The organism is Streptomyces sp. NBC_00353 (assembly GCF_036108815.1).
GTDB lineage: Bacteria > Actinomycetota > Actinomycetes > Streptomycetales > Streptomycetaceae > Streptomyces.
Genome location: NZ_CP107985.1, coordinates 6,992,139 through 7,012,447 on the forward strand (window position 1 = coordinate 6,992,139; position 20,309 = coordinate 7,012,447).

At 71.5% G+C, this 20,309-nt stretch carries 17 protein-coding genes, 1 other RNA gene and 1 pseudogene; 9 read left to right on the forward strand and 10 right to left on the reverse strand.

Annotation, left to right across the window (positions count from 1 at the left end; all coding sequences use genetic code 11):
* Positions 1-28: 28 nt before the first annotated feature.
* Complete coding sequence (locus OHA88_RS31500) at positions 29-976, forward strand: 3-oxoacyl-ACP reductase (RefSeq protein WP_328627994.1); 948 nt, start codon at positions 29-31, stop codon at positions 974-976.
* Between the two features lie 385 nt (positions 977-1,361).
* On the opposite strand, the gene OHA88_RS31505 is transcribed toward OHA88_RS31500, so the two are convergent.
* Positions 1,362-2,744, reverse strand: a complete 1,383-nt coding sequence (locus tag OHA88_RS31505; RefSeq protein ID WP_328627995.1) for a hypothetical protein — start codon at positions 2,742-2,744, stop codon at positions 1,362-1,364.
* Between the two features lie 210 nt (positions 2,745-2,954).
* Between OHA88_RS31505 and OHA88_RS31510 the strand changes: the two genes are divergently transcribed.
* The 4 genes from OHA88_RS31510 (at position 2,955) to OHA88_RS31525 (ending at position 6,954) form a co-directional block, all read left to right on the forward strand.
* Positions 2,955-3,992, forward strand: a complete 1,038-nt coding sequence (locus OHA88_RS31510) for an ABC transporter substrate-binding protein (protein WP_328627996.1) — start codon at positions 2,955-2,957, stop codon at positions 3,990-3,992.
* A 153-nt stretch (positions 3,993-4,145) separates the two neighbouring features.
* Positions 4,146-4,991: a Nif3-like dinuclear metal center hexameric protein gene (locus tag OHA88_RS31515; protein WP_328627997.1), complete on the forward strand. Its 846-nt coding sequence runs from the start codon at positions 4,146-4,148 to the stop codon at positions 4,989-4,991.
* Positions 4,988-5,731: a zinc ribbon domain-containing protein gene (locus OHA88_RS31520; protein ID WP_328629837.1), complete on the forward strand. Its 744-nt coding sequence runs from the start codon at positions 4,988-4,990 to the stop codon at positions 5,729-5,731. The genes OHA88_RS31515 and OHA88_RS31520 overlap by 4 nt, the downstream gene beginning before the upstream one ends.
* Entirely contained in the window at positions 5,731-6,954 is a 1,224-nt protein-coding gene (locus tag OHA88_RS31525; protein WP_328627998.1) for a bifunctional RNase H/acid phosphatase, read from the forward strand. Before OHA88_RS31520 ends, OHA88_RS31525 begins: the two co-directional genes overlap by 1 nt.
* 153 nt (positions 6,955-7,107) lie before the next feature.
* On the opposite strand, the gene eda is transcribed toward OHA88_RS31525, so the two are convergent.
* Both eda and yaaA read right to left on the reverse strand, forming a co-directional pair.
* Positions 7,108-7,731 (reverse strand): bifunctional 4-hydroxy-2-oxoglutarate aldolase/2-dehydro-3-deoxy-phosphogluconate aldolase, encoded by a 624-nt coding sequence (gene eda, locus OHA88_RS31530; protein ID WP_267005430.1) that lies wholly within the window; start codon positions 7,729-7,731, stop codon positions 7,108-7,110.
* Positions 7,732-7,797: 66 nt separating this feature from the next.
* Entirely contained in the window at positions 7,798-8,598 is an 801-nt protein-coding gene (gene yaaA / locus OHA88_RS31535) for a peroxide stress protein YaaA (RefSeq protein WP_328627999.1), read from the reverse strand.
* A gap of 202 nt (positions 8,599-8,800) precedes the next feature.
* Between yaaA and OHA88_RS31540 the strand changes: the two genes are divergently transcribed.
* The 3 genes from OHA88_RS31540 (at position 8,801) to rnpB (ending at position 11,565) form a co-directional block, all read left to right on the forward strand.
* Positions 8,801-10,243, forward strand: a complete 1,443-nt coding sequence (locus OHA88_RS31540; RefSeq protein ID WP_328628000.1) for an RNB domain-containing ribonuclease — start codon at positions 8,801-8,803, stop codon at positions 10,241-10,243.
* 334 nt (positions 10,244-10,577) lie between these two features.
* Positions 10,578-11,096, forward strand: coding sequence for a TetR/AcrR family transcriptional regulator (locus tag OHA88_RS31545; RefSeq protein ID WP_328629838.1), 519 nt, complete (start codon positions 10,578-10,580; stop codon positions 11,094-11,096).
* A 67-nt stretch (positions 11,097-11,163) separates the two neighbouring features.
* Positions 11,164-11,565: RNase P RNA component class A (gene rnpB / locus OHA88_RS31550), an RNA gene on the forward strand.
* A gap of 53 nt (positions 11,566-11,618) precedes the next feature.
* On the opposite strand, the gene OHA88_RS31555 is transcribed toward rnpB, so the two are convergent.
* Entirely contained in the window at positions 11,619-11,846 is a 228-nt protein-coding gene (locus OHA88_RS31555) for a hypothetical protein (protein ID WP_328628001.1), read from the reverse strand.
* Between the two features lie 730 nt (positions 11,847-12,576).
* On the opposite strand from OHA88_RS31555, the gene OHA88_RS31560 reads away from it, so the two are divergent.
* Positions 12,577-14,610, forward strand: a complete 2,034-nt coding sequence (locus tag OHA88_RS31560; protein ID WP_328628002.1) for a glycoside hydrolase domain-containing protein — start codon at positions 12,577-12,579, stop codon at positions 14,608-14,610.
* Between the two features lie 126 nt (positions 14,611-14,736).
* Here the strand turns inward: OHA88_RS31560 and OHA88_RS31565 are convergent, their stop codons facing one another.
* From OHA88_RS31565 to OHA88_RS31590, 6 genes and pseudogenes are all read right to left on the reverse strand, one after another.
* On the reverse strand, positions 14,737-15,636 hold the full coding sequence (locus OHA88_RS31565) for a MauE/DoxX family redox-associated membrane protein (RefSeq protein ID WP_328628003.1): 900 nt from the start codon (positions 15,634-15,636) through the stop codon (positions 14,737-14,739).
* 31 nt (positions 15,637-15,667) lie between these two features.
* Entirely contained in the window at positions 15,668-16,282 is a 615-nt protein-coding gene (locus OHA88_RS31570; protein WP_328628004.1) for a cell wall protein, read from the reverse strand.
* Between the two features lie 11 nt (positions 16,283-16,293).
* Entirely contained in the window at positions 16,294-16,716 is a 423-nt protein-coding gene (locus OHA88_RS31575; RefSeq protein ID WP_030926101.1) for an RlpA-like double-psi beta-barrel domain-containing protein, read from the reverse strand.
* 207 nt (positions 16,717-16,923) lie between these two features.
* Positions 16,924-17,565: pseudogene (locus tag OHA88_RS31580) on the reverse strand (dienelactone hydrolase family protein); the annotation flags it as partial.
* A gap of 301 nt (positions 17,566-17,866) precedes the next feature.
* Entirely contained in the window at positions 17,867-19,294 is a 1,428-nt protein-coding gene (locus tag OHA88_RS31585; protein ID WP_328628005.1) for an RtcB family protein, read from the reverse strand.
* Between the two features lie 5 nt (positions 19,295-19,299).
* Positions 19,300-20,283 carry a CapA family protein gene (locus OHA88_RS31590; RefSeq protein ID WP_328628006.1) on the reverse strand — a complete coding sequence of 328 codons (984 nt, stop codon included), beginning with the start codon at positions 20,281-20,283 and terminating at the stop codon, positions 19,300-19,302.
* Positions 20,284-20,309: the final 26 nt, after the last annotated feature.

The window sequence follows — 20,309 nt, forward strand, 5'->3', positions numbered from 1 at the left end:
CGTGCTCCGAGAGGACTCCGAGGTTCCGATGTCACAATCCCTGCCCCTGGACGGGCTGTCCGCCATCGTCACCGGCGCGGGCCGCGGCCTCGGGCGCGCCGAAGCGCTGGAACTGGCCCGGCTCGGCGCGGCCGTCGTCGTCAACGACTACGGGCAGCCGGGCCGCGACGGCTCCGGCGAAGCGTCCGCGGCACCCGCCGAGGAGGTCGCCGAGGAGATCCGCGCGGCCGGCGGCCGCGCGGTCGCCCACCTCGGCGACGTCTCCGACCACGATCAGGCCCGCGCCCTGGTCGAACTGGCCGTCAGTGCGTACGGCAAGCTCGACATCCTGGTCAACAACGCGGGGATCCTGCGCGACCGGATGGTCTTCTCGATGACCGAGGACGAGTGGGACTCCGTCATCCGGGTCCACCTCAAGGGCCACTTCAACACCACCCACTTCGCCGCTTCCCACTGGCGCGCCCGGTCCAAGGAGTCCGGCTCCCCGGTCTACGGCCGGATCGTCAACACCTCGTCCGAGGCGTTCCTCGCGGGCTCGGCGGGCCAGCCGAACTACGCGGCGGCCAAGGGCGGCATCGTCGGCCTCACCACCTCCACCGCCCTGGCCCTCGCCAAATACGGCGTCACGGCCAATGCGATCTGTCCACGGGCCCGCACCCGCATGACGGAGGACGTCTTCGCGGGCTTCGAGGAGCCGACGGACGGCCGGCTCGACGCGCTGGCCCCCGAGCACGTCTCCCCCCTGGTCGGCTATCTGGCCTCGCCGGCGGCTGCCAAGGTCAACGGGCAACTGCTCGTGGTGCACGGCGGGATGGTCGCGATCGTGGAACGCCCCAGGGTGGCGGCGAAGTTCGACTCGTCCAAGGAGGCCTTCTCGTTCGACGAGCTGGACGAGCTGATCTCCCCGTACTACGAGGACCGCCCGGCGAACGAGACGTTCGCGGCGGCGGAGGTGCTGGGCCTCAAGCGGGACTGACGCTCCGGGGCACCGCACAAGGAAGGGCCTCCGCAGCACGTGGTGGTGGTGCGGAGGCCCTTCCTTCCCTCGTTGATTTCGATGCGGTCAGGCCGCCCTGCGGCCCCCCTCGGAGGGGCGCCGGTGGCGACCGTGCGGCTGCGCGTCCGTGCTGTCCATCGACACACCCCCTCGGTGCTTTCCGGAGCCGCCGGCTTCGGCCCGTTCGGCGTCCGCCCCCGGCGGGCGCGTCTGGGTCGTGTCGGTTCGGGCTTCAGACATGTGGGAAGTCACCCCGTTGTGATCGCTTACGTGTGTGTCACCGGGACCATCGCGCCACCACCATCCGACGCGGTCACCGTCGGCAACCGCGCCGATTGGCTGCGTAGCCCCCAGGCCCGGAATCTTAACCAGGAGCCGTACGCCCCACGAGAGGCGCCTGCCCCAGTGGAACCGGCTTGCACACTGCAGGAGGCGCGCCGGCCGCGGATGGTTGCATACCGCTTTCCGTGGCCGTCGCCCATACCTGCCCGACGCCGCGTTCCTCGTCCGCCGGCGCCTCCACCAGGGCCACCCCGCACGGCACGTCCCCGTTCGCGTACGGAAGCTTGAGCACACCGTCCCTGGTCCACAGCCCGGATCCGGCCAGCCATCCTTCGGGGGCGGGGAGTTGATGCAGCCGGTGCCCTGTCGGCCGCCACACCCCGACCCAGCTGCCTGCCGCCCCGTCGATGCGCATTGCCACCGCACAGCTCTCCGGCATCAGCGTCTGCCCCGGCTGTACGGCGAACGGCGTCACCGCCACATCCGCCGGACGCAGGCACTCCGGGAAACGTACCGGCAGACAGCTGCCGAGCACCCCCCACCCGAGCCGGTCGTGGCCCGGCGCGTCGGAGCGGATCAGCAGCAGCCCGCTGTCCGTATCGGCGAGCAGCAGCCGGTCGTTGCTCTCCGGCGCGATCTGCAGCAGCGGCGTCACCTCGCCGCCCCGCCCCAGGTCCACGGCGACCGCCTTCACCGGACCGCCGCCCACGGGCTCCCGGTCCAGAGCCAGCAGCCGCCCCGCCCGGTCCAGCCAGGCCCCGCCGGAGCACCGCCCCGGCACATCCGCGACATGAACCGGTCCGAACGCCCCACCCGCCACCAGCCAGACGGCGGTGGAATGTTCCCCGACCGAAAGCGCGTACGCACTCGCACCGTCCGGCGAGGGGGGCAGCAGAGTCAGGTGCACGCCGTCCGCGCGCCCGAGGGCGCCGAGCGGCAGTTCGCCGGTGCCGGGTCCGGTCGGATAGAGCAGCGAGAAGGTGTGACGGTCCGCCACCTGGCGCCGGATCAGTACGCGGCCGTCGGCGAGCGGCAGCACATCGGAGTCGGGCTCCTCCGGCTGGTCGAGCGGAAGCGGCACGGCGTACGGCTCGTGCCCGTCGAGCGTCCAGCGCTCGGGGAACCAGGCCGCGGCGTCCGCCGCTCCGGAGAGCGTGAGCCGTGCGGCGTACGAACCGTCGGCGGCAATGGTGAACGCGGCCGCACGTGGGGCGGCCCCGACGTCACCACCCGGCTGACCGGGCTCATCGGGCACGGGCGGCTCAACGACCCCGTGGGACTCCGCCGGTTCGTACGGCCCCCAGGCTCCCTCCGGCCCCCGTGCTGCCTCCGGCCTCTCGGGTTCCTCCGGCTCCTCCCGGCCCTCGGGTCCCTCCGCTTCTCCCGCTTTTCCCGCTTCTCCCGACACGGGGCTCACCGTCGCGGCGGCCCCGGCGGTCTCACCCTCGATGGCACAGGCAGTCATGGACTCGTCACCTCCGGCAACCGACGCTAGTTTTCGCACTTCCTGCCGAACAACACGAGACACGCCACTTCACACATAAGGGTGGTGATGCCCGGATTCACCTGAAGGGGAGGGGGCGGTTGTGCTCCCCGTAAAGCCCGCAGCTAAGGTTAGGCATCCCTAAGCGTTTCCTGTGAGTCTGATTCCTCAACTGGAGCAAGTGAGTACGTGATGTCCATACGACGCCGCAGCACCGCCGCCGTCGGCCTGGCAGTGGCCGCCGCCCTCTCCCTCTCCGCCTGCGGCAGCGGGGCATCCGACGACTCGGCCGAGTCCGGGGCCGGCAGCGACAAGAAGGCAGCCGTCGCGACCGGCGGCAAGGACTTCGCCGACGCGGCCAAGAAGACGGCCGCGTACGGGACGGACGCCGAGGCGGGCCAGTTCCCCCGGACCCTCACGCACGCCATGGGCAAGACCGAGCTCAAGTCCGCGCCGAAGCGCGTCGTCGTGCTGGACGTCGGCGAGTTCGACAACGTCGTCTCGCTGGGTGTGAAGCCGGTCGGCTACGCCCCCTCCGAGGGGGACGCGGCCATCCCCTCGTACCTGAAGAAGGACGCGGGCAACCCGAAGAACGTCGGCACGATCAACAACCTCAACCTCGAGGCGATCGCGGGTCTGAAGCCGGACCTGATCCTCGGCAGCCAGCTGCGCGCCGCCGACAAGTACGACCAGCTCTCCAAGATCGCGCCGACCGTGTTCTCCATCCGTCCGGGCTTCACCTGGAAGGAGAACTATCTCCTCAACGCCGCGGCGCTGGACAGGACCGCCAAGGCGAAGAGCGAGCTCGACGCGTACGAGAAGAAGGCCACGAAGCTCGGCGAGGACATCGGCCCCGACAAGCCGACGATCTCCATGGTCCGCTACCTGCCGGACCGCATCCGCCTCTACGCGAAGGCGTCGTTCATCGGCACGATCCTTGAGGACGCAGGTCTCCCGCGGCCCAAGAACCAGCAGATCAACGACCTCGCCGCCGAGATCAGCCCGGAGAAGATCGACGAGGCGGACGCCGACTGGATCTTCACCGGCGTCTACGGCGACCCGAAGGCGACCAAGCGCGACACCGCCCGGTCCAACCCGCTCTGGAAGAACCTCAAGGCGGTCAAGGAGGGCCGGGCGAAGGACGTCCCGGACGAGACCTGGTACCTCGGCCTCGGTGTCACGGCGGCGAACCTGGTCCTCGACGACCTGCGCGCGGACCTCGTCAAGTAGCGGACCGGATCAGCAGGGGCCCGGGTCGGGCAACGGCCCGGGCCGAACTGCGTGTGAGGATCCGTGACCGGCTGTCGCCGGTTGTTCGTGGAGTCCTCACAGGTCACCCCAGTCATGGGCGGCGGGGCACGGACGGAAGGTAGCCTTTCCTCCGTGCCCCGTCTGTCTGAAGTCCTCGCCGCGCTCGACGCCCTCTGGCCTCCCGAGCGGGCCGAAGGTTGGGACGCGGTCGGCACGGTCTGCGGAGACGTCGACAACCCGGCCGCCGAGGTCGGCCGCGTGCTCTTCGCCGTCGACCCCGTCCAGGAGGTCGTCGACGAGGCGATCAAGCTCGGCGCCCAGCTGATCGTCACCCATCACCCGCTCTATCTGCGGGGTACAACGACGGTCGCCGCCACCACCTTCAAGGGCCGGGTCGTGCACACCCTCATCAAGCACGACATCGCCCTGCACGTCGCGCACACCAACGCCGACACCGCCGACCCCGGCGTCTCCGACGCCCTCGCCGGCGCCCTGGACCTGCGCGTCACCGGACCCCTCGTACCGGACCCGACCGACCCCAAGGGCCATCGCGGCCTCGGCCGGATCTGCGAGCTGGACCACCCCGAGACCCTCCGCGACCTCGCCGCCCGCGCCGCCGCCCGGCTGCCCGCCACCGCGCAGGGCATCCGCATGGCCGGTGACCCGGACGCCGTCGTCCATACCGTCGCGGTGAGCGGCGGCTCCGGCGACAGCCTCTTCGACGCGGTGCGCGCCGCGGGCGTCGACGCCTTCCTCACCGCGGATCTGCGCCATCACCCGGCCTCCGAGGCCGTTCAGCAGTCCGCGATCGGCCTGATCGACGCCGCGCACTGGGCCACCGAGTGGCCCTGGTGCGAGCAGGCCGCCGCGCAGCTCGACGCGATTTCCGACCGCCACGGATGGGGCCTGCGGGTCCATGTCTCGAAGCAGGTCACCGACCCCTGGACCACCCACCACTCTTCTGGAGCCCCCAACTGAACGCCGCGCCCGCCGACCAGATCCGACTTCTCGACGTCCAGGCCCTCGACGTACGGCTGTCGCAGCTTGCGCACAAGCGCAAGTCGCTCCCCGAGCACGCCGAGATCGAGTCGCTCAGGGCCGACCTCGCACAACTGCGTGACCTGCTGGTCGCGTCGCAGACCGAGGAGAGCGACACCGCCCGCGAGCAGACCAAGGCGGAGCAGGACGTGGACCTGGTGCGCCAGCGCGCCGTCCGCGACCAGCAGCGGCTGGACTCCGGCGCGGTCACCTCGCCGAAGGACCTGGAGAGCCTCCAGCGCGAGATCACCTCGCTGGCCAAGCGCCAGGGCGACCTCGAGGACGTCGTCCTCGAAGTCATGGAGCGCCGCGAGTCCGCGCAGGAGCGCGTCACCGAGTTCACCGCACGGGTCTCGGCCGTCCAGGCCAAGGTCGACGACGCGACGGGCCGCCGGGACGCCGCGACGCAGGCTCTCGACGACGAGACCGCGACCGTCACGAAGGAGCGCGAGCTCGTCGCCGGCTCCGTACCGGCGGACCTGCTCAAGCTGTACGACCGGCTCCGCGCCCAGTCGGGCGGGGTCGGCGCCGCCCGCCTCTACCAGCGCCGCTGCGAGGGCTGCCGGCTGGAGCTGAACATCACCGAGGTCAACGACGTGAAGGCGGCGTCCCCGGACACGGTGCTGCGCTGCGAGAACTGCCACCGCATTCTGGTCCGTACGGCGGAGTCGGGCCTGTAATGACGCAGCCCCGCCAGTTCGTCATCGAGGCCGACGGAGGGTCCCGGGGCAACCCGGGGCCCGCCGGTTACGGCGCGGTCGTGATCGACCCGGTGACGGGGGAGACGCTCGCCGAAGCCGCCGAGTACATCGGTGTCGCGACGAACAACGTGGCCGAGTACAAGGGCCTCATCGCGGGCTTGAAGGCCGCGAAGGCACTGGTGCCGGACGCGTCGGCGGAGGGTGCGCTGCAGGTGCGGGTCCGGATGGACTCCAAGCTGGTCGTGGAACAGATGTCGGGTCGCTGGAAGATCAAGCACCCCGACATGAAGCCGCTCGCGGCGGCGGCGGCGCGGATCCTTCCGGCGTCCGCGGTCACGTACGAGTGGATCCCGCGCGAGAAGAACAAGCACGCGGACCGGCTCGCCAACGAGGCGATGGACGCCGGCAAGAGGGGCAAGCAGTGGGAGCCGTCGGCATCGACGGCAGCCCTCGACCTGCCCCCGGTCTCCGGTCCGCCCGGGGACGCGGCGGCGGGCGCCGCGAAGGCACGGGCGGCGATGTCCACCAGCCGTGATACCGCGGCCACCCCGCAGGTCGGCTGGGGCGCCGCCGACCTCGGGGCGCCGGCCACATTCGTCCTGCTCCGGCACGGCGAGACGGCCCTCACGCCCGAGAAGCGGTTCTCGGGCAGCGGCGGCAGCGACCCCGAACTCTCGGCGGCCGGCCGCCACCAGGCCGAACGGGTGGCGGAGTCCCTTGCCGCCCGTGGCACGATCCAGGAGATCATCAGCTCCCCGCTGCGCCGCTGCCGCGAAACAGCGGCGACGGTGGGTGCCCGCCTGGGCCTGCCCGTCCAGATCGAGGACGGCCTGCGCGAGACGGACTTCGGGGCCTGGGAGGGCCTGACGTTCGCCGAGGTCCGTGAACGGTACGGCCCCGACCTGGACGCCTGGCTCGCCTCCACGCGAACGCCCCCCACCGGCGGCGGTGAGAGCTTCGCCGAGGTGGCCCGGCGGGTCTCGGCCACCCGGGACCGCCTGACCACCCGCCACGCGGGCCGCACGGTGCTCCTGGTCACTCACGTGACCCCGATCAAGACCCTGGCCCGACTGGCCCTGGGTGCACCACCGGAGTCCCTGTTCCGCATGGAGCTCTCGGCGGCGTCACTGTCGGCAGTGGCGTACTACGCGGACGGCAACGCGTCACTGAGGCTGCTGAACGACACGTCGCACCTGCGGTAGGGAGCGAAGGCTCCTGCGGGGGCGTGGGGCGCTCCGGGGCAGCGGAGCGACTCCCCGGCGACGCGAAGCTGCCGCTTCCCCGGGGTGCGGGGGTGCCCCCCCGCATCCCGGTCAGCACCCGGCGGGGGCGGGGAGGGCCCGGGCAGGGGGAAATCAGCCGCGCAGCGCCGCAGCCTCGCCCGCCAACCTCTCCACCCGCGCCCAGTCCTTCGCCGCCACCGCATCTCCCGGCACCATCCAACTGCCGCCCACGCAGCCGACGTTCGGCAGCGCCAGGTACGACGGCGCCGACGCGAGCGAGATGCCGCCCGTCGGGCAGAACCGGGCCTGGGGGAGCGGTGCGGACAGCGCCTTGAGGTACGCCGTACCGCCCGCCGCCTCCGCCGGGAAGAACTTCATCTCGCTGACCCCGCGCTCCAGCAGCGCCACGACCTCGGACGTCGTCGAGACCCCCGGCAGGAACGGCACCTCCGACGCCTTCATCGCGTCCAGCAACGGATCCGTCCAGCCCGGGCTGACCAGGAACCGCGCCCCGGCCGCCACCGTGTCGGAGACGTTCCGCGCGGAGATCACCGTGCCCGCCCCCACCACCGCACCCGGCACCTCCGCCGCTATCGCCTCGATCGCATCCAGTGCCGCGGCCGTCCGCAGCGTCACCTCGATGGCCGGGAGCCCGCCCGCGACGAGGGCCCGGGCGAGCGGTACCGCGTCAGCGGCGTCCTCCAGGACGACAACGGGGACGACGGGGGCAAGGTCCAGCACAGAGGAGGAGGTCATGGCCTCATCTTGCCGCGCGCACCGCACCGTACGCAACGAGCGTTGCATATGCTGCAATGCCCTGTGTCAGTGGATCTCCGTCACGACCACATCGAGCGCCCACGGCCGTCCCGCCCGCCCCGGAGCCTCCGCCTCCACCACGTACCCCAGCCCCCGCAACGCGTCCACCAGCTCCGCGGGCCCGTTCGGCCGGGCCCCCGACTGCAGCAGGTCGCGGACCATCCGCCCCTTCGTCGCCTTGTTGAAGTGGCTGACCACCGACCGCTTCTCCACCCCGTTCACCATCTGGGAGTGCAGCACCCGCACACTCGCCGTGCGCTCCGCCACCGCACCCTTCGGCTTCCACGCCGCCGCGTACGCGGACGACCGCAGATCCAGCACCAGCCCGTCCCCGGCCGCCTCCGGCATGACCTCGGCCATCGGCGCACGCCAGTACGCGCCCAGCGCACCGAGCCCCGGCAGCTTCACCCCCATCGAGCAGCGGTACGACGGAATCCGGTCGCCCACCCGCACCGCGCCCCACAGCCCGGAGAAGACCAGCAGGGACTTCCCGGCCCGCCGCCGGGCCGCCGTGTCCAGGGACGCCAGGTCCAGCGCGTCGTACAGCACCCCGGTGTAGATCTCCCCGGCGGGCCGCGTCCCCGCCGTCCGCAGCTCGACGTTCTTCGCGATCTCGCCGCGCAGCCCCTCGCTCAGACCGAGCGCCTCCCGGGCCTTCTCCTCGTCCGCCACGCACAGCTCGACCAGCTCGTCGAGGACCGCGGCCCGGGCCTCGGCCAGCCCCGGCAGCGACAGCGACTCCGGCTTCAGGGGTGCTCCGCGCCCCGAGGCGGCCTTTCCTTCGGAGGGCGGCAACAGCACGAGCACGGCGGTTCTCCTTCGTACGAACAGGGAAGCGGCCCCCACAACTGCCCAAGGCCCCGCCTGCCAGCGTACGGGGACGCCCGGACCGCCCAGCCCGGCACCCGGTCCGCAGGACCACCCGTCCCGGCACCGCCACCGGTCCCCGGTCCGCGGGGCCGCCTGCACCCGGGATGCCGGTCGCCCCGCCCCGCCATACGCTCGGTCCATGCCCCGCCGCCATCTCCATATGACCGGCGCAGCCGACACCCCGCTGCGGGCGGCCCTGTGCGAGCTGCGCACCTCGCTCGGACTGCCCGCCGACTTCCCGCCCGAGGTCCTCGCGGAGGCGGCACAGGTGGCGAAGTCCCTCGTCCTGACCGGACACCAGGACGCCACGGACCTCCCCTTTTTCACCATCGACCCGCCCACGTCCACCGACCTCGACCAGGCGATGCACCTCGAACGCCGCCCGCACGGCTTCCGCGTGCACTACGCCATCGCCGACGTCGCCGCCTTCGTCCGCCCCGGCGGTGCACTCGACACCGAGGCCCACCGCCGGGTGACGACCCTCTACTTCCCCGACGGCAAGGTGCCGCTGCACCCCACCGTGCTCTCCGAAGGCGCAGCCAGCCTCCTCCCGGGGCAGACCCGCCCCGCTCTGCTCTGGCGGATCGACCTCGACACGGAAGGCCGTGCGGTCGCCTGCGACGTACGCCGGGCCCTGGTCCGCAGCCGGGCCAAGCTGGGCTACGCGGGCGTTCAGCGGCAGATCGACGCGGGTACCGCCGAGGAACCCATCGCCCTGCTGAGGGACATCGGCCGGCTCCGTGAGGAGCAGGAGGTCGCCCGCGGCGGGATCTCGCTCGACGTGCCCGAGCAGGAGATCGTCCAGCGTGACGGCGCATACAGCCTGGAGTACCGCGCCCCGCTGCCCGCCGACGGCTGGAACGCCCAGATCTCCCTCCTCACCGGCATGGCCGCGGCCCATCTGATGACCGAGGCGGGCACCGGCATCCTGCGTACGCTCCCGGTCGCCCCGGACGGCGCCGTCGCCCGTCTGCGCCGCTCGGCCGAGGCCCTGCACATCGACTGGCCGCACCACGTCCCGTACGCCCAGGTCGTCCGGTCGCTCGACCCGAAGAGGACGAGCGACGCCGCGTTCCTCCAGGAGTGCACCACCCTGCTGCGCGGCGCCGGCTACACGGTCTTCGACCACGGTGAACTTCCCACCCCCGCCGTCCACGCCGCCGTCGCCGACCTCTACACGCACTGCACCGCGCCGCTGCGCCGTCTCGTCGACCGGTACGCGGCCGAACTGTGTCTCGCGGCGGTCGCGGACCGGGAACCGCCCGAGTGGGTGATGGCCGCACTCCCCGGTCTCCCGAAGGAAATGGCCGAAGGGACCCGACGCGCCAACACGGTGGAGCGCGAGTGCGTCGACCTGGTCGAGGCGGCACTCCTCAGCGACCGGGTGGGCCAGGTCTTCGACGCGTACGTGGTCGACGTACAGGACCAGGAACCCACCATCGGCACGGTCCACATCGAGCACCCGGCCGTCGTCGCCCGCATCGACGGCGGCACGACGAAGCTTCCGCTGGGCGAACGGCTCCGGGTCCGCCTCACTCAGGCGGACCCGGGTGCGGCGAAGGTACTGTTCGCCCCCGCGTGAGCGCGACGACGACGGCGTCGAGCAGGTCGCCGACCCGCGGCGCACAGCCGTCGCAGGACGACGGCCTCCAGAGCGGGCGCGGCCGGAACCAGGGCCTCGGCCGTTCCCCGGAACGGCGCCCGGCAGTGTGGAAAACGCTGACCCGGCGGGAAGGCGAACACGCCCGGACCGGTTGCCGCGCCGGACCTCCCCATCTCGTAGGATCACGCCTTCGGCTACGGGTCCGACGGGCCCACGGACTTCCGGTGCGCCCCGGCGGACTCCGTACGAAGGAAGGCTTTCCAGCGTGACTGAACGTGTCACCGCCCCCACGACTGACCGCGTCGCGGGCCGTGTGACGGACCGGGCCCGGCAGATCATCGCCGCCGCCCGCACCCTCCTGGAGACGGAGGGCCCGGAAGCCCTCACCATGCGTCGGCTCGCCGACAGCATCGGGATCACGGCGCCGTCCCTCTACAAGCACTTTCCGGACAAGTCCTCCGTGCTGACGGCCCTGGCCGGCGAGGTGCTGCGGGAGACGGCCGAGACGCTGGAAGAGGCGGAGTCCGTGGCCCCCGGGTCGTTCCCGGCCCTCGCCACCGCGTACCGCGCCTACGCCCTGGCCCACCCCCATCTGTACCGCCTCACCACCGAGCACCTCGTGGACCGGACATCCCTCCCGCCGGGCCTGGAGCAACGCGCCGCGGCCCCGCTCTTCCGGGCCGTCGCCGGGGACCAGGAGCGGGCCCGGGCCGCCTGGGCCTTTGCGCACGGGATGGTGGTCCTGGAACTCAACGGCCGCTTCCCTCCGGGCGCCGACCTGTCGGCAGCCTGGTCGGCCGGCATCGCCGCGTTCGGCACGGTCCGTCTCTGACCTGCCCGCCGGTCGGGCCTCGTCCGACCGGCCCCGCCCCGCCGGGTAGCATGGTCGACACGGCAGACGAGCCGGCCGGACGGCCGCGTGAGGATTTTCGGATCCTCCCGAGGAACGTCCGGGCTCCACAGGGCAGGGTGGTGGCTAACGGCCACCCGGGGTGACCCGCGGGACAGTGCCACAGAAAACAGACCGCCGGGGACTTCGGTCCTCGGTAAGGGTGAAACGGTGGTGTAAGAGACCACCAGCGCCTGAGGTGACTCAGGCGGCTAGGTAAACCCCACCCGGAGCAAGGTCAAGAGGGGCCGTCGCAAGACGGTCCTGCGCGAACGTTCGAGGGCTGCCCGCCCGAGTTCGCGGGTAGACCGCATGAGGCCGACAGCAATGCCGGTCCTAGATGGATGGCCGTCTCCCCGGCCGCCGCGAGGCGACCGGGTGACAGAACCCGGCGTACAGGCCGACTCGTCTGCCGTCTCTGACTGCCGCAAGTCAGGACGTGTTTCTTCCGGGCATTGAGGGGCGTCAGGCCAGGCCGAGCCGCGCGGTGTCCGGGCCGGTCTCCAAGCGGCCGTCTGCGATGAGTCGGTCCATGAGCGGGGACATCCGGCGTCGGACGGTGCGCAGCGACACTCCCGTCGGCGCTGTCGAGACCCAGGACGATGTCAGCCCCACGGCCAGGTACGGACGGCGCGCGTCCTGCCCCCTGCGCTGCTTGCCTTCGACCGCCGCCGGCCACTGACGATCCCCCACGCACAGGTGAAGGGCGCCGATCGCTGCCGACGCTGTACTGACGGACGGTCAGGACGCCCTTTCGAGGGTCGTTGCTTCCTCGTCGAGCGGGCGCGACCAGTTCCTGGCGAGGGTCTCCGGATGGGATGGCCGGTGTCGAGCCCGAGCAACTGCTGCGTCGTTGTCGTGCCCCTGACGCCGGGCGCCGTTCCGCACGCGCGTTGATCGCGCCGGCGGCGGCCGGATCCGCTGCTGCCAGGTCCTCCTGACGGCGGACCAGGTCCTTCTCCCTCGTCGGCGCATCATCACCTCGATACGCCTTCATCACACCTTCGGCGTCGACTTCACGGGTGACGGTGAGGATCACCTCGGCGGTGTCAAGGCGTCGATCGGGACGCTTTACCTGTACAAGGGTCATGGCGGCGGCGCCATCGATGGCGGTTCCCCCCGTGGGGAGATCGGTTCCGGTGGCTGGAACGGGATCTCGGACTGCGCCGGCGGTGTGACTTCACCGGTGACGGTACGGGTGACTGGCAGCTGTCGAGTCCCAGCCGGGCGCCACCGGAAAACCCCAACCTCTACAAGGTCGACGGCACAGGCGGCTTCAACGTCCGCATCGAAAGCGGCACCGGCGGCTGGTGGCGCCCCACCAGGCGGGTCCGGGTTCACTGCGGCCCTGCCCTGCCTCTGTGCGCTGCCGCGCCCCGACCGCGCCGGCCGTGCCACATCGGCCCAACTCCGGGAAGAGAGAATGAAGATCCGACATCTGCGCCGTTCAGCCTCTGCCTTCATTGCCGCCATCGGACTGACCGCCACGTTCCAGCCCTCCGCCCCCGCTTCGGCGGCGGAATCGCTCGGCCACGTCGAGTACGGGGGGCTCTCCATCGACGTTCCGGCCGGGTGGAAGCTGGTGGATCTGGAGAAGGACCCGAAGACCTGCGTACGACTCGATCAGCACACCGTGTATCTGGGGCATCCGGGAGCGCAGCAGTCCTGCCCCACCCACCTGATCGCGGCAAAGACCGAAGCGATTGTGCTGGAGCCGTTCACCGGAGCTGCGCCCCGAGAGGATGTGCCCACCGTGAACGTCCCGGCGGGCTCCCCCGCTCCCAGGGCCCTCCCGGTCGGCGACTCCCGTGAAGTGCGGCTGGCCTTCGAAGGCGCCGGCGTCTATGCAACCGTCAGTTACGGCTCGTCGGCGGCAGCGATCGAGAAGATCCTGGGCTCCGTCACCACCGGCAGCACGGCCGAGCCGCAGACGGTTCCGACGCCCCGGGCGCCGGCTCTCCCGGCCGCCGCCTCCGCGATCCCGAGTACCGGCTACACCGGAAAAGCCTTCGACGCCTGCTCGGCACCCTCCTCCGGCGCCATGGCGAACTGGGCGTCCTCGCCCTACAGAGGGGTGGGCATCTACATGGGCGGGCCGAGCCGGGCCTGCTCCCAGCCGAACCTCACCGCTTCATGGGTGGCCGAGCAGAGCAACCGTGGCTGGCATCTGCTCCCCATCTACGCGGGCCTCCAAGCGGGGAGCATCTCCTCCTCGAGCGCGACCAGCCAGGGCCGGTCGGCCGCCGATGCGGCTGTCGATCTGGCACAAGCGCTCGGATTCGTCCCCGGCACGGTGCTCTACATCGACATGGAGGCGTACTCCTCGGGCTACCGCACCAACGTCCTCAACTACCTCTCCGGCTGGTCCGCCCGTCTGCAAGAACTGCGCTACCGGTCAGGCGTGTACAGCTCCTCCTCCAGTGGCATCAAGGACCTCGCCTCCGTCTATTCGTCCACGACACTGGTACGTCCGGACGTGGTCTGGGTCGGCAACTGGAACGGTGTGGCCAACACCGCCGACGTGAACATCCCCGCCGGGTACTGGTCCGACCATCAGCGTGTTCACCAGTACACGGGCAATGTCACCGAGACGTACAGCGGGACGACGATCAACATCGACCGGAACTACGTCGACGTCGGCGCGGCTGCGACCACGGGCGACCCGGGTATGACAAACCTGACGGCCGGTGACTTCAACGGGGACGGCAAGAAGGACCTGGTGGCCGTTCAGGTGACGACGGGCAACCTGTGGCTGTACCCCGGTACGGGCACGGGAACCCTGACTGCGCCGCTGCTGCTCGGCAAGGGTGGCTGGAACGGCATGGCGAATCTGGCCGTCGGTGACTTCAACTCGGACGGCAGGGACGATCTCGTCGGCACCGCGGTCGCGAGCGGAAAGCTTTACCTCTACCCCGGTACCGGCAGCGGGCTGGCCAGTCGTAAGGAGATCGGTTCCGGCGGCTGGAACGGGATCAGTAACATCTTCGTCGGTGACTTCACCGGGGACGGCAGGGATGACCTCGGCGGTGTCGAGAAGTCGACCGGGAAGCTCTACCTCTACCGGGGGCACGGCAACGGCACCATCGACGCCGGTCCCTCCCGGACGGAGATCGGCTCCTACGGCTGGAACGGCATGGACAAGATCGTCAGTCCCGGTGACATGAACAGGGACGGCAGGGACGACATCGTCGCCACCGAGAAGTCCACCGGGAAGCTCTACCTCTACAAGGGCCACGGCAACGGCACCATCGACGCCGGCCCCTCCCGCACGGAGATCGGCTCCCGTGGCTGGAACGGCATCTCGGACTACGCCGGCGCCGACTTCACCGGTGACGGTACGGGTGACCTGATGGCCGTCAAGTCCGAACCGGGTGCCACCGGGAAGCTCTACTTCTACAAGGGCACCGGCAAGGGCGGCCTCAACGCCCGCGTCGAGATCAGCTCCGGCGGCTGGTGAGGAACTAGCTTCTCGACGACGGCAACCAGGGGGGCGAGCCCCCGGGCAGCGCCGGACCCGGCTTTCGGTCCGGCGCTGCTGCGCTGTGTTCCGGAGGTCTGCGCGGGCGGCGATTCATCCGTGGCGTCAGCCCGCCATCGGCAGGATCCTTCGCGACGGCGCCGCGCGCAGTTCGTCCACGGCCACCGCCTCCCCGCTGTCCGCGTCGACATAACTGACACGGACGATCGGGTCGTCACCGGTGTCGCGGCCGGCCGTGGCGTCGAGTGCGAACACCACCGCGACCGGGCGCGCGTTCTCCCGGTCCCCGTACACACCCGAGTACTGGAGAATGCGCCAGCCGTCGTCCTCCCAGTGGTCCAGCAAGGCGGACCGGACCACGGGTGCGGCGGCCTGCCAGGCAAGGGAGTTCTCCAGGAGTTCGACGCTCGCCGCGACCGGCACCTGGTCGGTGGCGGTGCCGAGGAGCGGGTGCCCGAAGACACGCAGCCTCGTCCGGCGCAGTGGTAGCAGCCACCACCGGTCGAGGTCCGCCGAGAGGGTGACCAGAACCGCCGCCGCCCCGGCCAGGAGGACAAGGGCACCGGCAGGCCGCTCGGAGACCGCCGGCCACCAGGTGTCCCGTGCCACCGCCACCGTGGCCCCGCCGATGAGCACGACCGCCGCCCGCGCGAACGCCCGCCAGGTGATGGGGGTGCCCTCACCTGCCGAGCAGCCGCAGGAGGACTCCGGTGCCACGGCCCGGCCGTAGCCGAGGTAGCCGAGGAAGCCCGCCCCGAGGACCGCGGCTGCGGCCCCCGGCACCGGGTTCGCCGGGACCACCAGCAGACCTGCGGCGATCAGGAGTTCACCTGCGCCGGTCGCGCGCAGCACCGTGGTGGCCCGCTCACTGCTGCGCAGCATGCGGGCCAGCGCCGTCTTCGGCGCCTGTTGTGCGGTGCCCCGACTGAACACCTTGACCGCCCCGGTCCAGCCGAGCAGGCCCGCGAGGACCAGCGGGGCGAGGCCCGTTGTCAGTGACAGCATCTCTTCCTCTCTCTGTGTCCTTGGGCCTGTATCAGTGCCCGACGGAGATGCGGACGACGTCCACGGAGTTGTCGGAGGGCCGCCAGGCACCGAGCACCTGGGCGCTCTGCCCGATGCGCAGCCGGGACAGGTCGGACGTCAGTGCGCGGCCCGCGTAGGAGGCGCTGGCATCCGGGGCGACGTGGCCGACCAGCTCGTGCTGCCCGTGGGCGAGGTGCAGCCGGTTCTTCGCGATGCCGCGGATCTGCGTGTCCAGATTCACGATGTTCACCCACACCGCGTCGGCGGCCACGGTGCCGTCGGGCATCTTGACGCCGCGTGCGTAGAGCCCGTCGCCGACCTCGATTACTTCGGCTGTGGTGGCGCGCACCTTCCAGACGCTGGTGACGTTGGTCATCTGCACCCGGGAGTGGCCCCCATTGGATCCGGTCACCTCCAGGATGCTGCCGGTGATGCCCGTGATGCGGCCCTCCACGAAGGTGGACTTGGCTATCGCGGGGTCGAGCGAGGGTTCCGCGGCGAAGGCGGCCTCGGCGTCGAGGCCGCCGAGCGCGGTCGCGCCGATGATGGTCGCGCCGCCGAGGGCGGCATTGGTGAGGAAGCGCCGGCGGCGCATCGCGTCGGCCCGGTCGTGTCGTACGGTCATCTCGGTCCTCCTCACTCGTAGATGTAGACCGGCAGCTTGCCCGAGCTCAGGTTGCCGATCGCCGAGAAGGCGGCCGGCGTCAGGTCGAGGACGCGGTTGGTGCGACAGGTGCCGTTGCAGCAAGTCGCCTCTCCGCACCAGTCCTTGGTGCGCGGGCCGCAGTCGGTGATCGTGATGCACACCGTCGCACCCGAGCACTGGTGCTTGACGTTCATCACCGCACCACAGCCGCGTCTGGGGATGTTCTCGCCGCAGAGGTCGGGCCGGGTGATGTTCCAGCACGCCTGTGAGGCGTTGGGCCACGCGCCGTGGTGCGCGCTGGACTGGCAGTTGCCGCAGGCGCCGCCGCCGGCACTGGAGCATGGCCCCCAGGCGTTGCCGCAGCAGAACCAGCTGGTTTCACCGGCCCACAGGCTGGTTGATCCGCAAGCCATCGTGTTGCCCCTCCCAGGAAGTGACAAGTGCATGACAAGAACTGGACCGGCCGTCGACAGACACATGTGAAGCGGGGATGCCCGTGGTGCGACCGGGGATGGTTGTGCGAGCGAAGCAACCCAATGATGCGCGTAGACAAGCGGGTTGCATAGATGGCCTCGTTCCGCATCGACGAGGGCCTCGTCGGCCGGGTGGCGAGCCGGTGGTCAGCCTTCCGGCCCTGTTCGATGACCCAGGTGCCCGGCGAACCACTCTCTGGCCAGCTCCGCCACCTTCCCGAGAGCACCGGGCTCCTCGAACAGGTGAGTGGCGCCGGGGACCACGGCGAGCCGGTTCTCACAGCGCAGCAGTGCCTGGGCCTGGCGGTTGAGGTCCAGCACCACCTCGTCATCGCCTCCGACGATGAGCAGCGTGGGCGCGGTCACCGCCGGCAGGCGGGGCCCGGCCAGATCAGGCCTGCCGCCGCGCGAGACGACCGCCACGGCCGGGGAGTCCGGCTCCGCCGCCGCCCGCAGCGCGGCGGCCGCACCGGTGCTGGCCCCGAAGTAGCCGACCGCGAGGCCCTGGGTCTCGGGCCGGTCGAGCAGCCAGCGGGTGGCGTCGGTCAGGCGGCCGGCCAGCAGGGCGGTGTCGAAGGTGTTGGCCCGGTCCAGTTCCTCCTCCGCCGTGAGGAGGTCGAACAGGAGGGTGGCCAGCCCGGCCTTGTTCAGTGAGGTCGAGACGGAGCGGTTGCGCGGGCTGTGCCGGCTGCTGCCGCTGCCGTGGGCGAACACCACGATGCCCGTGGCCCCTTCGGGGACCGTCAGTTCCCCGCCGAGCCGGACCGGTCCGGCGTGCACGACGACATCCGCGGCCGCCATCCCCGCTCCTCCCGCAGCTCCCACGGTTGCTGCGTTTTCGTACCGCTGCTCGACTCCCTCGAGAGGGTGGGCTCCTCCGCCCGACGTTGTTGTCCGCAGGCCAGGACGTCCATCTGTCGTCACTGCTCCCGGCTCACGACCGGACTCCTGGCGAGACTGCACCTGCACTCCACGCTACTCGCGTTCCGCCGAGGTGCGAGCGCCGGACGACTTCACCGCCGGAGCCCACCGCGGCCGCCGTTCCGGCCTCCGGAGAAGCTGCGCCCCCGCTCTCCCGCCGCGTACCGGATCATCCCTTGACGACGCCCAGCGGCACCAGGCGGGCGACCAGCCGGGCGAGTCCGGCGCCCTCGGTGACCGCGGTGACCGCGTCGACGTCCTTGTACGCCTCCGGCGCCTCCTCGGCGAGACCACGCCACGAGGAGGGGCGTACCGCGATGCCCCGGGCCTCCAGCTCGTTGCGAAGCTGCTCCCCGCGGACCATGCGCAGCGCGTGATGACGGCTCCAGACCCGGCCGGCGCCGTGACAGGCGGAGTGGAAGGCTTCGTTGCCGGGCAGGCCGACCATCACGTACGAGGCGGTGCCCATCGTCCCGGGGACCAGTACCGGCTGGCCCGCCCGGACGAGGTCCTCGGGCAGGCTCGGGTCGCCGGGCGGCAGCGCCCGCGTCGCGCCTTTGCGGTGGACGCACAGTGGACGTGCCTCACCGTCGACTTCATGGGTCTCGAGTTTGGCCGTGTTGTGCGAGATGTCGTAGACCAGATCCAGACCGACTCCCGCGGCCGTCGCGAAGGCGTGACGGGTGGCTTCGGACAGCAGCTGGCGGTTGGCCCGGCCGTAGTTGGCGGCTGCCGCCATCGCCCCCAGGTAGGCGTGGCCCCGCGGCGACTCGACCGGTGTGCAGGCCAGCTGCCGGTCCGGGACCTGGATGTGGTGCCGGTGCAGTTCCTGGTCCATCACGCGGACGTGGTCGGTGCACACCTGGTGCCCCAGGCCACGCGAGCCGCAGTGGATCATGACGCACACCTGGCCCACCCGCAGCCCGAAGGCCACCGCGGTGGCGGTGTCGAAGATCCGGTCGACCGCCTGGACCTCCAGGAAGTGGTTTCCCGAGCCGAGGCTTCCCACCTGGTGGAGGCCGCGTTCGACGGCGCGCCTGCTCACCTGCCCCGGGGCCGCGCCGTCCAGGACGCCGTAGTCCTCGCAGCGCGCGAGGTCGCGCGGCACACCGTGCCCGTGCTCGACCGCGTACCGAGCGCCGCCGACCAGCAGCTCGTCGATCTCCCCGGCGCCCGACAGCTTCCACAGCCCGCCGCGCCCCATGCCGCGCGGGATGGTGTCGTCGAGGATGTCCATCAGCCGCCGCAGCCGGTCGTGGCCCAGCGCCTCATGGTCGATGTCGGCGGCCAGCAGCCGTACGCCGCAGGAGATGTCGAACCCGACGCCGCCGGGCGAGATGACCCCGCCGCGGGAGATGTCGGTGGCGGCCACCCCGCCGATCGGGAAGCCGTAGCCCCAGTGGACGTCGGGCATGGCGAAGGAGGCGCGGACGATGCCGGGCAGCGTCGCCACGTTCGCCACCTGCTCCAGCGCCTTGTCCCCGGCCGCCTGTGGCAGCAGCGCCCGTGAGGCGAACACCATCCCGGGTACACGCATCGGTTCCCGCTGCTCGATACGGAAGCGGTACGGGCCCTTCTCCACCAGTGCGATGTCCACGTCCCTCACCTCCAGTCGACCGTCAGCCGACCGGTCCGATCGGCGACGGCGGTGCCGAACTCGGCGCAGGCGGTGGTGAGCCGCTCGCGGATCCACTCCCGGTCCTCGCCGCGCGCCAGGCGGGTGTGGCAGTAGTCCAGGGCCAGTGGAATCGCCTCCACCCGGGCGGGAACCAGGTGCGCGGCATCCGGGCCGTCCAGGGTCACCAGGAAGAGAAGCCCCAGGTCGTTGCGGAGGACCGGGTCGACGGCGTAGTCGTCGACGAAGTCGCCCAGGTCGTACAGGATCCGGTCGGCGATCCCGTGGAACACATGGGCGGAGTGCCCGGCGACCAGCGTCGCCCCCGCCGCCAGCAGCTCCGGGGCCGCGGCCGAGACGTGACGCGGCGGCCGCGAGGTCATGTTGGGGCCCCAGTGCGGAGTGACCAGCACGACATCCGCCGCCGCGGCGGCCCGGCCCACCGACTCCGTCAGCCAGTCGGGCACCCCCGCGTGGAGATCGGCCCAGGCCACACCGGGACTGTCCGCCCCGGCCGCGTACTCCTGCGGGTGGTCCGTGGCGCCCACCACGGCAAGCCGCACACCGGCCGCCTCCAGCACCGCGAACTCCCGGGCCGCGTGTACGGTCGCGCCGGCGCCGACCGCGTGCACGCCCGCCCCGGCCAGCAGGGTGCGGGTGTCGGCCATGGCGTCGAACCCGTAGTCGAGAGCGTGGTTGTTGGCGAGCGTCACACAGTTCACGCCCAGTTCGGCCAGCACCTTCGCGGCGGCGGAGGGAGCGCGGAAGAAGAAGGCCTTTTGCGGGTCGGGCCAGCGGTGCCCGCGGTCGGAGACACAGCACTCCAGGTTGAGCACGAACAGGTCCGCCTCCGCGATCGCCTCCCTGACCCCTGCGGAGACCAGCGTCCCCGGCGTCGGCGAGCGGCGCAGCTCCTCGGCGACGCTGCGCCCGAGCATGGTGTCGCCGGCCAGTGCCACCGTGAACGCCATGATCCCGTCCCTTCCCCGTCCTGCAC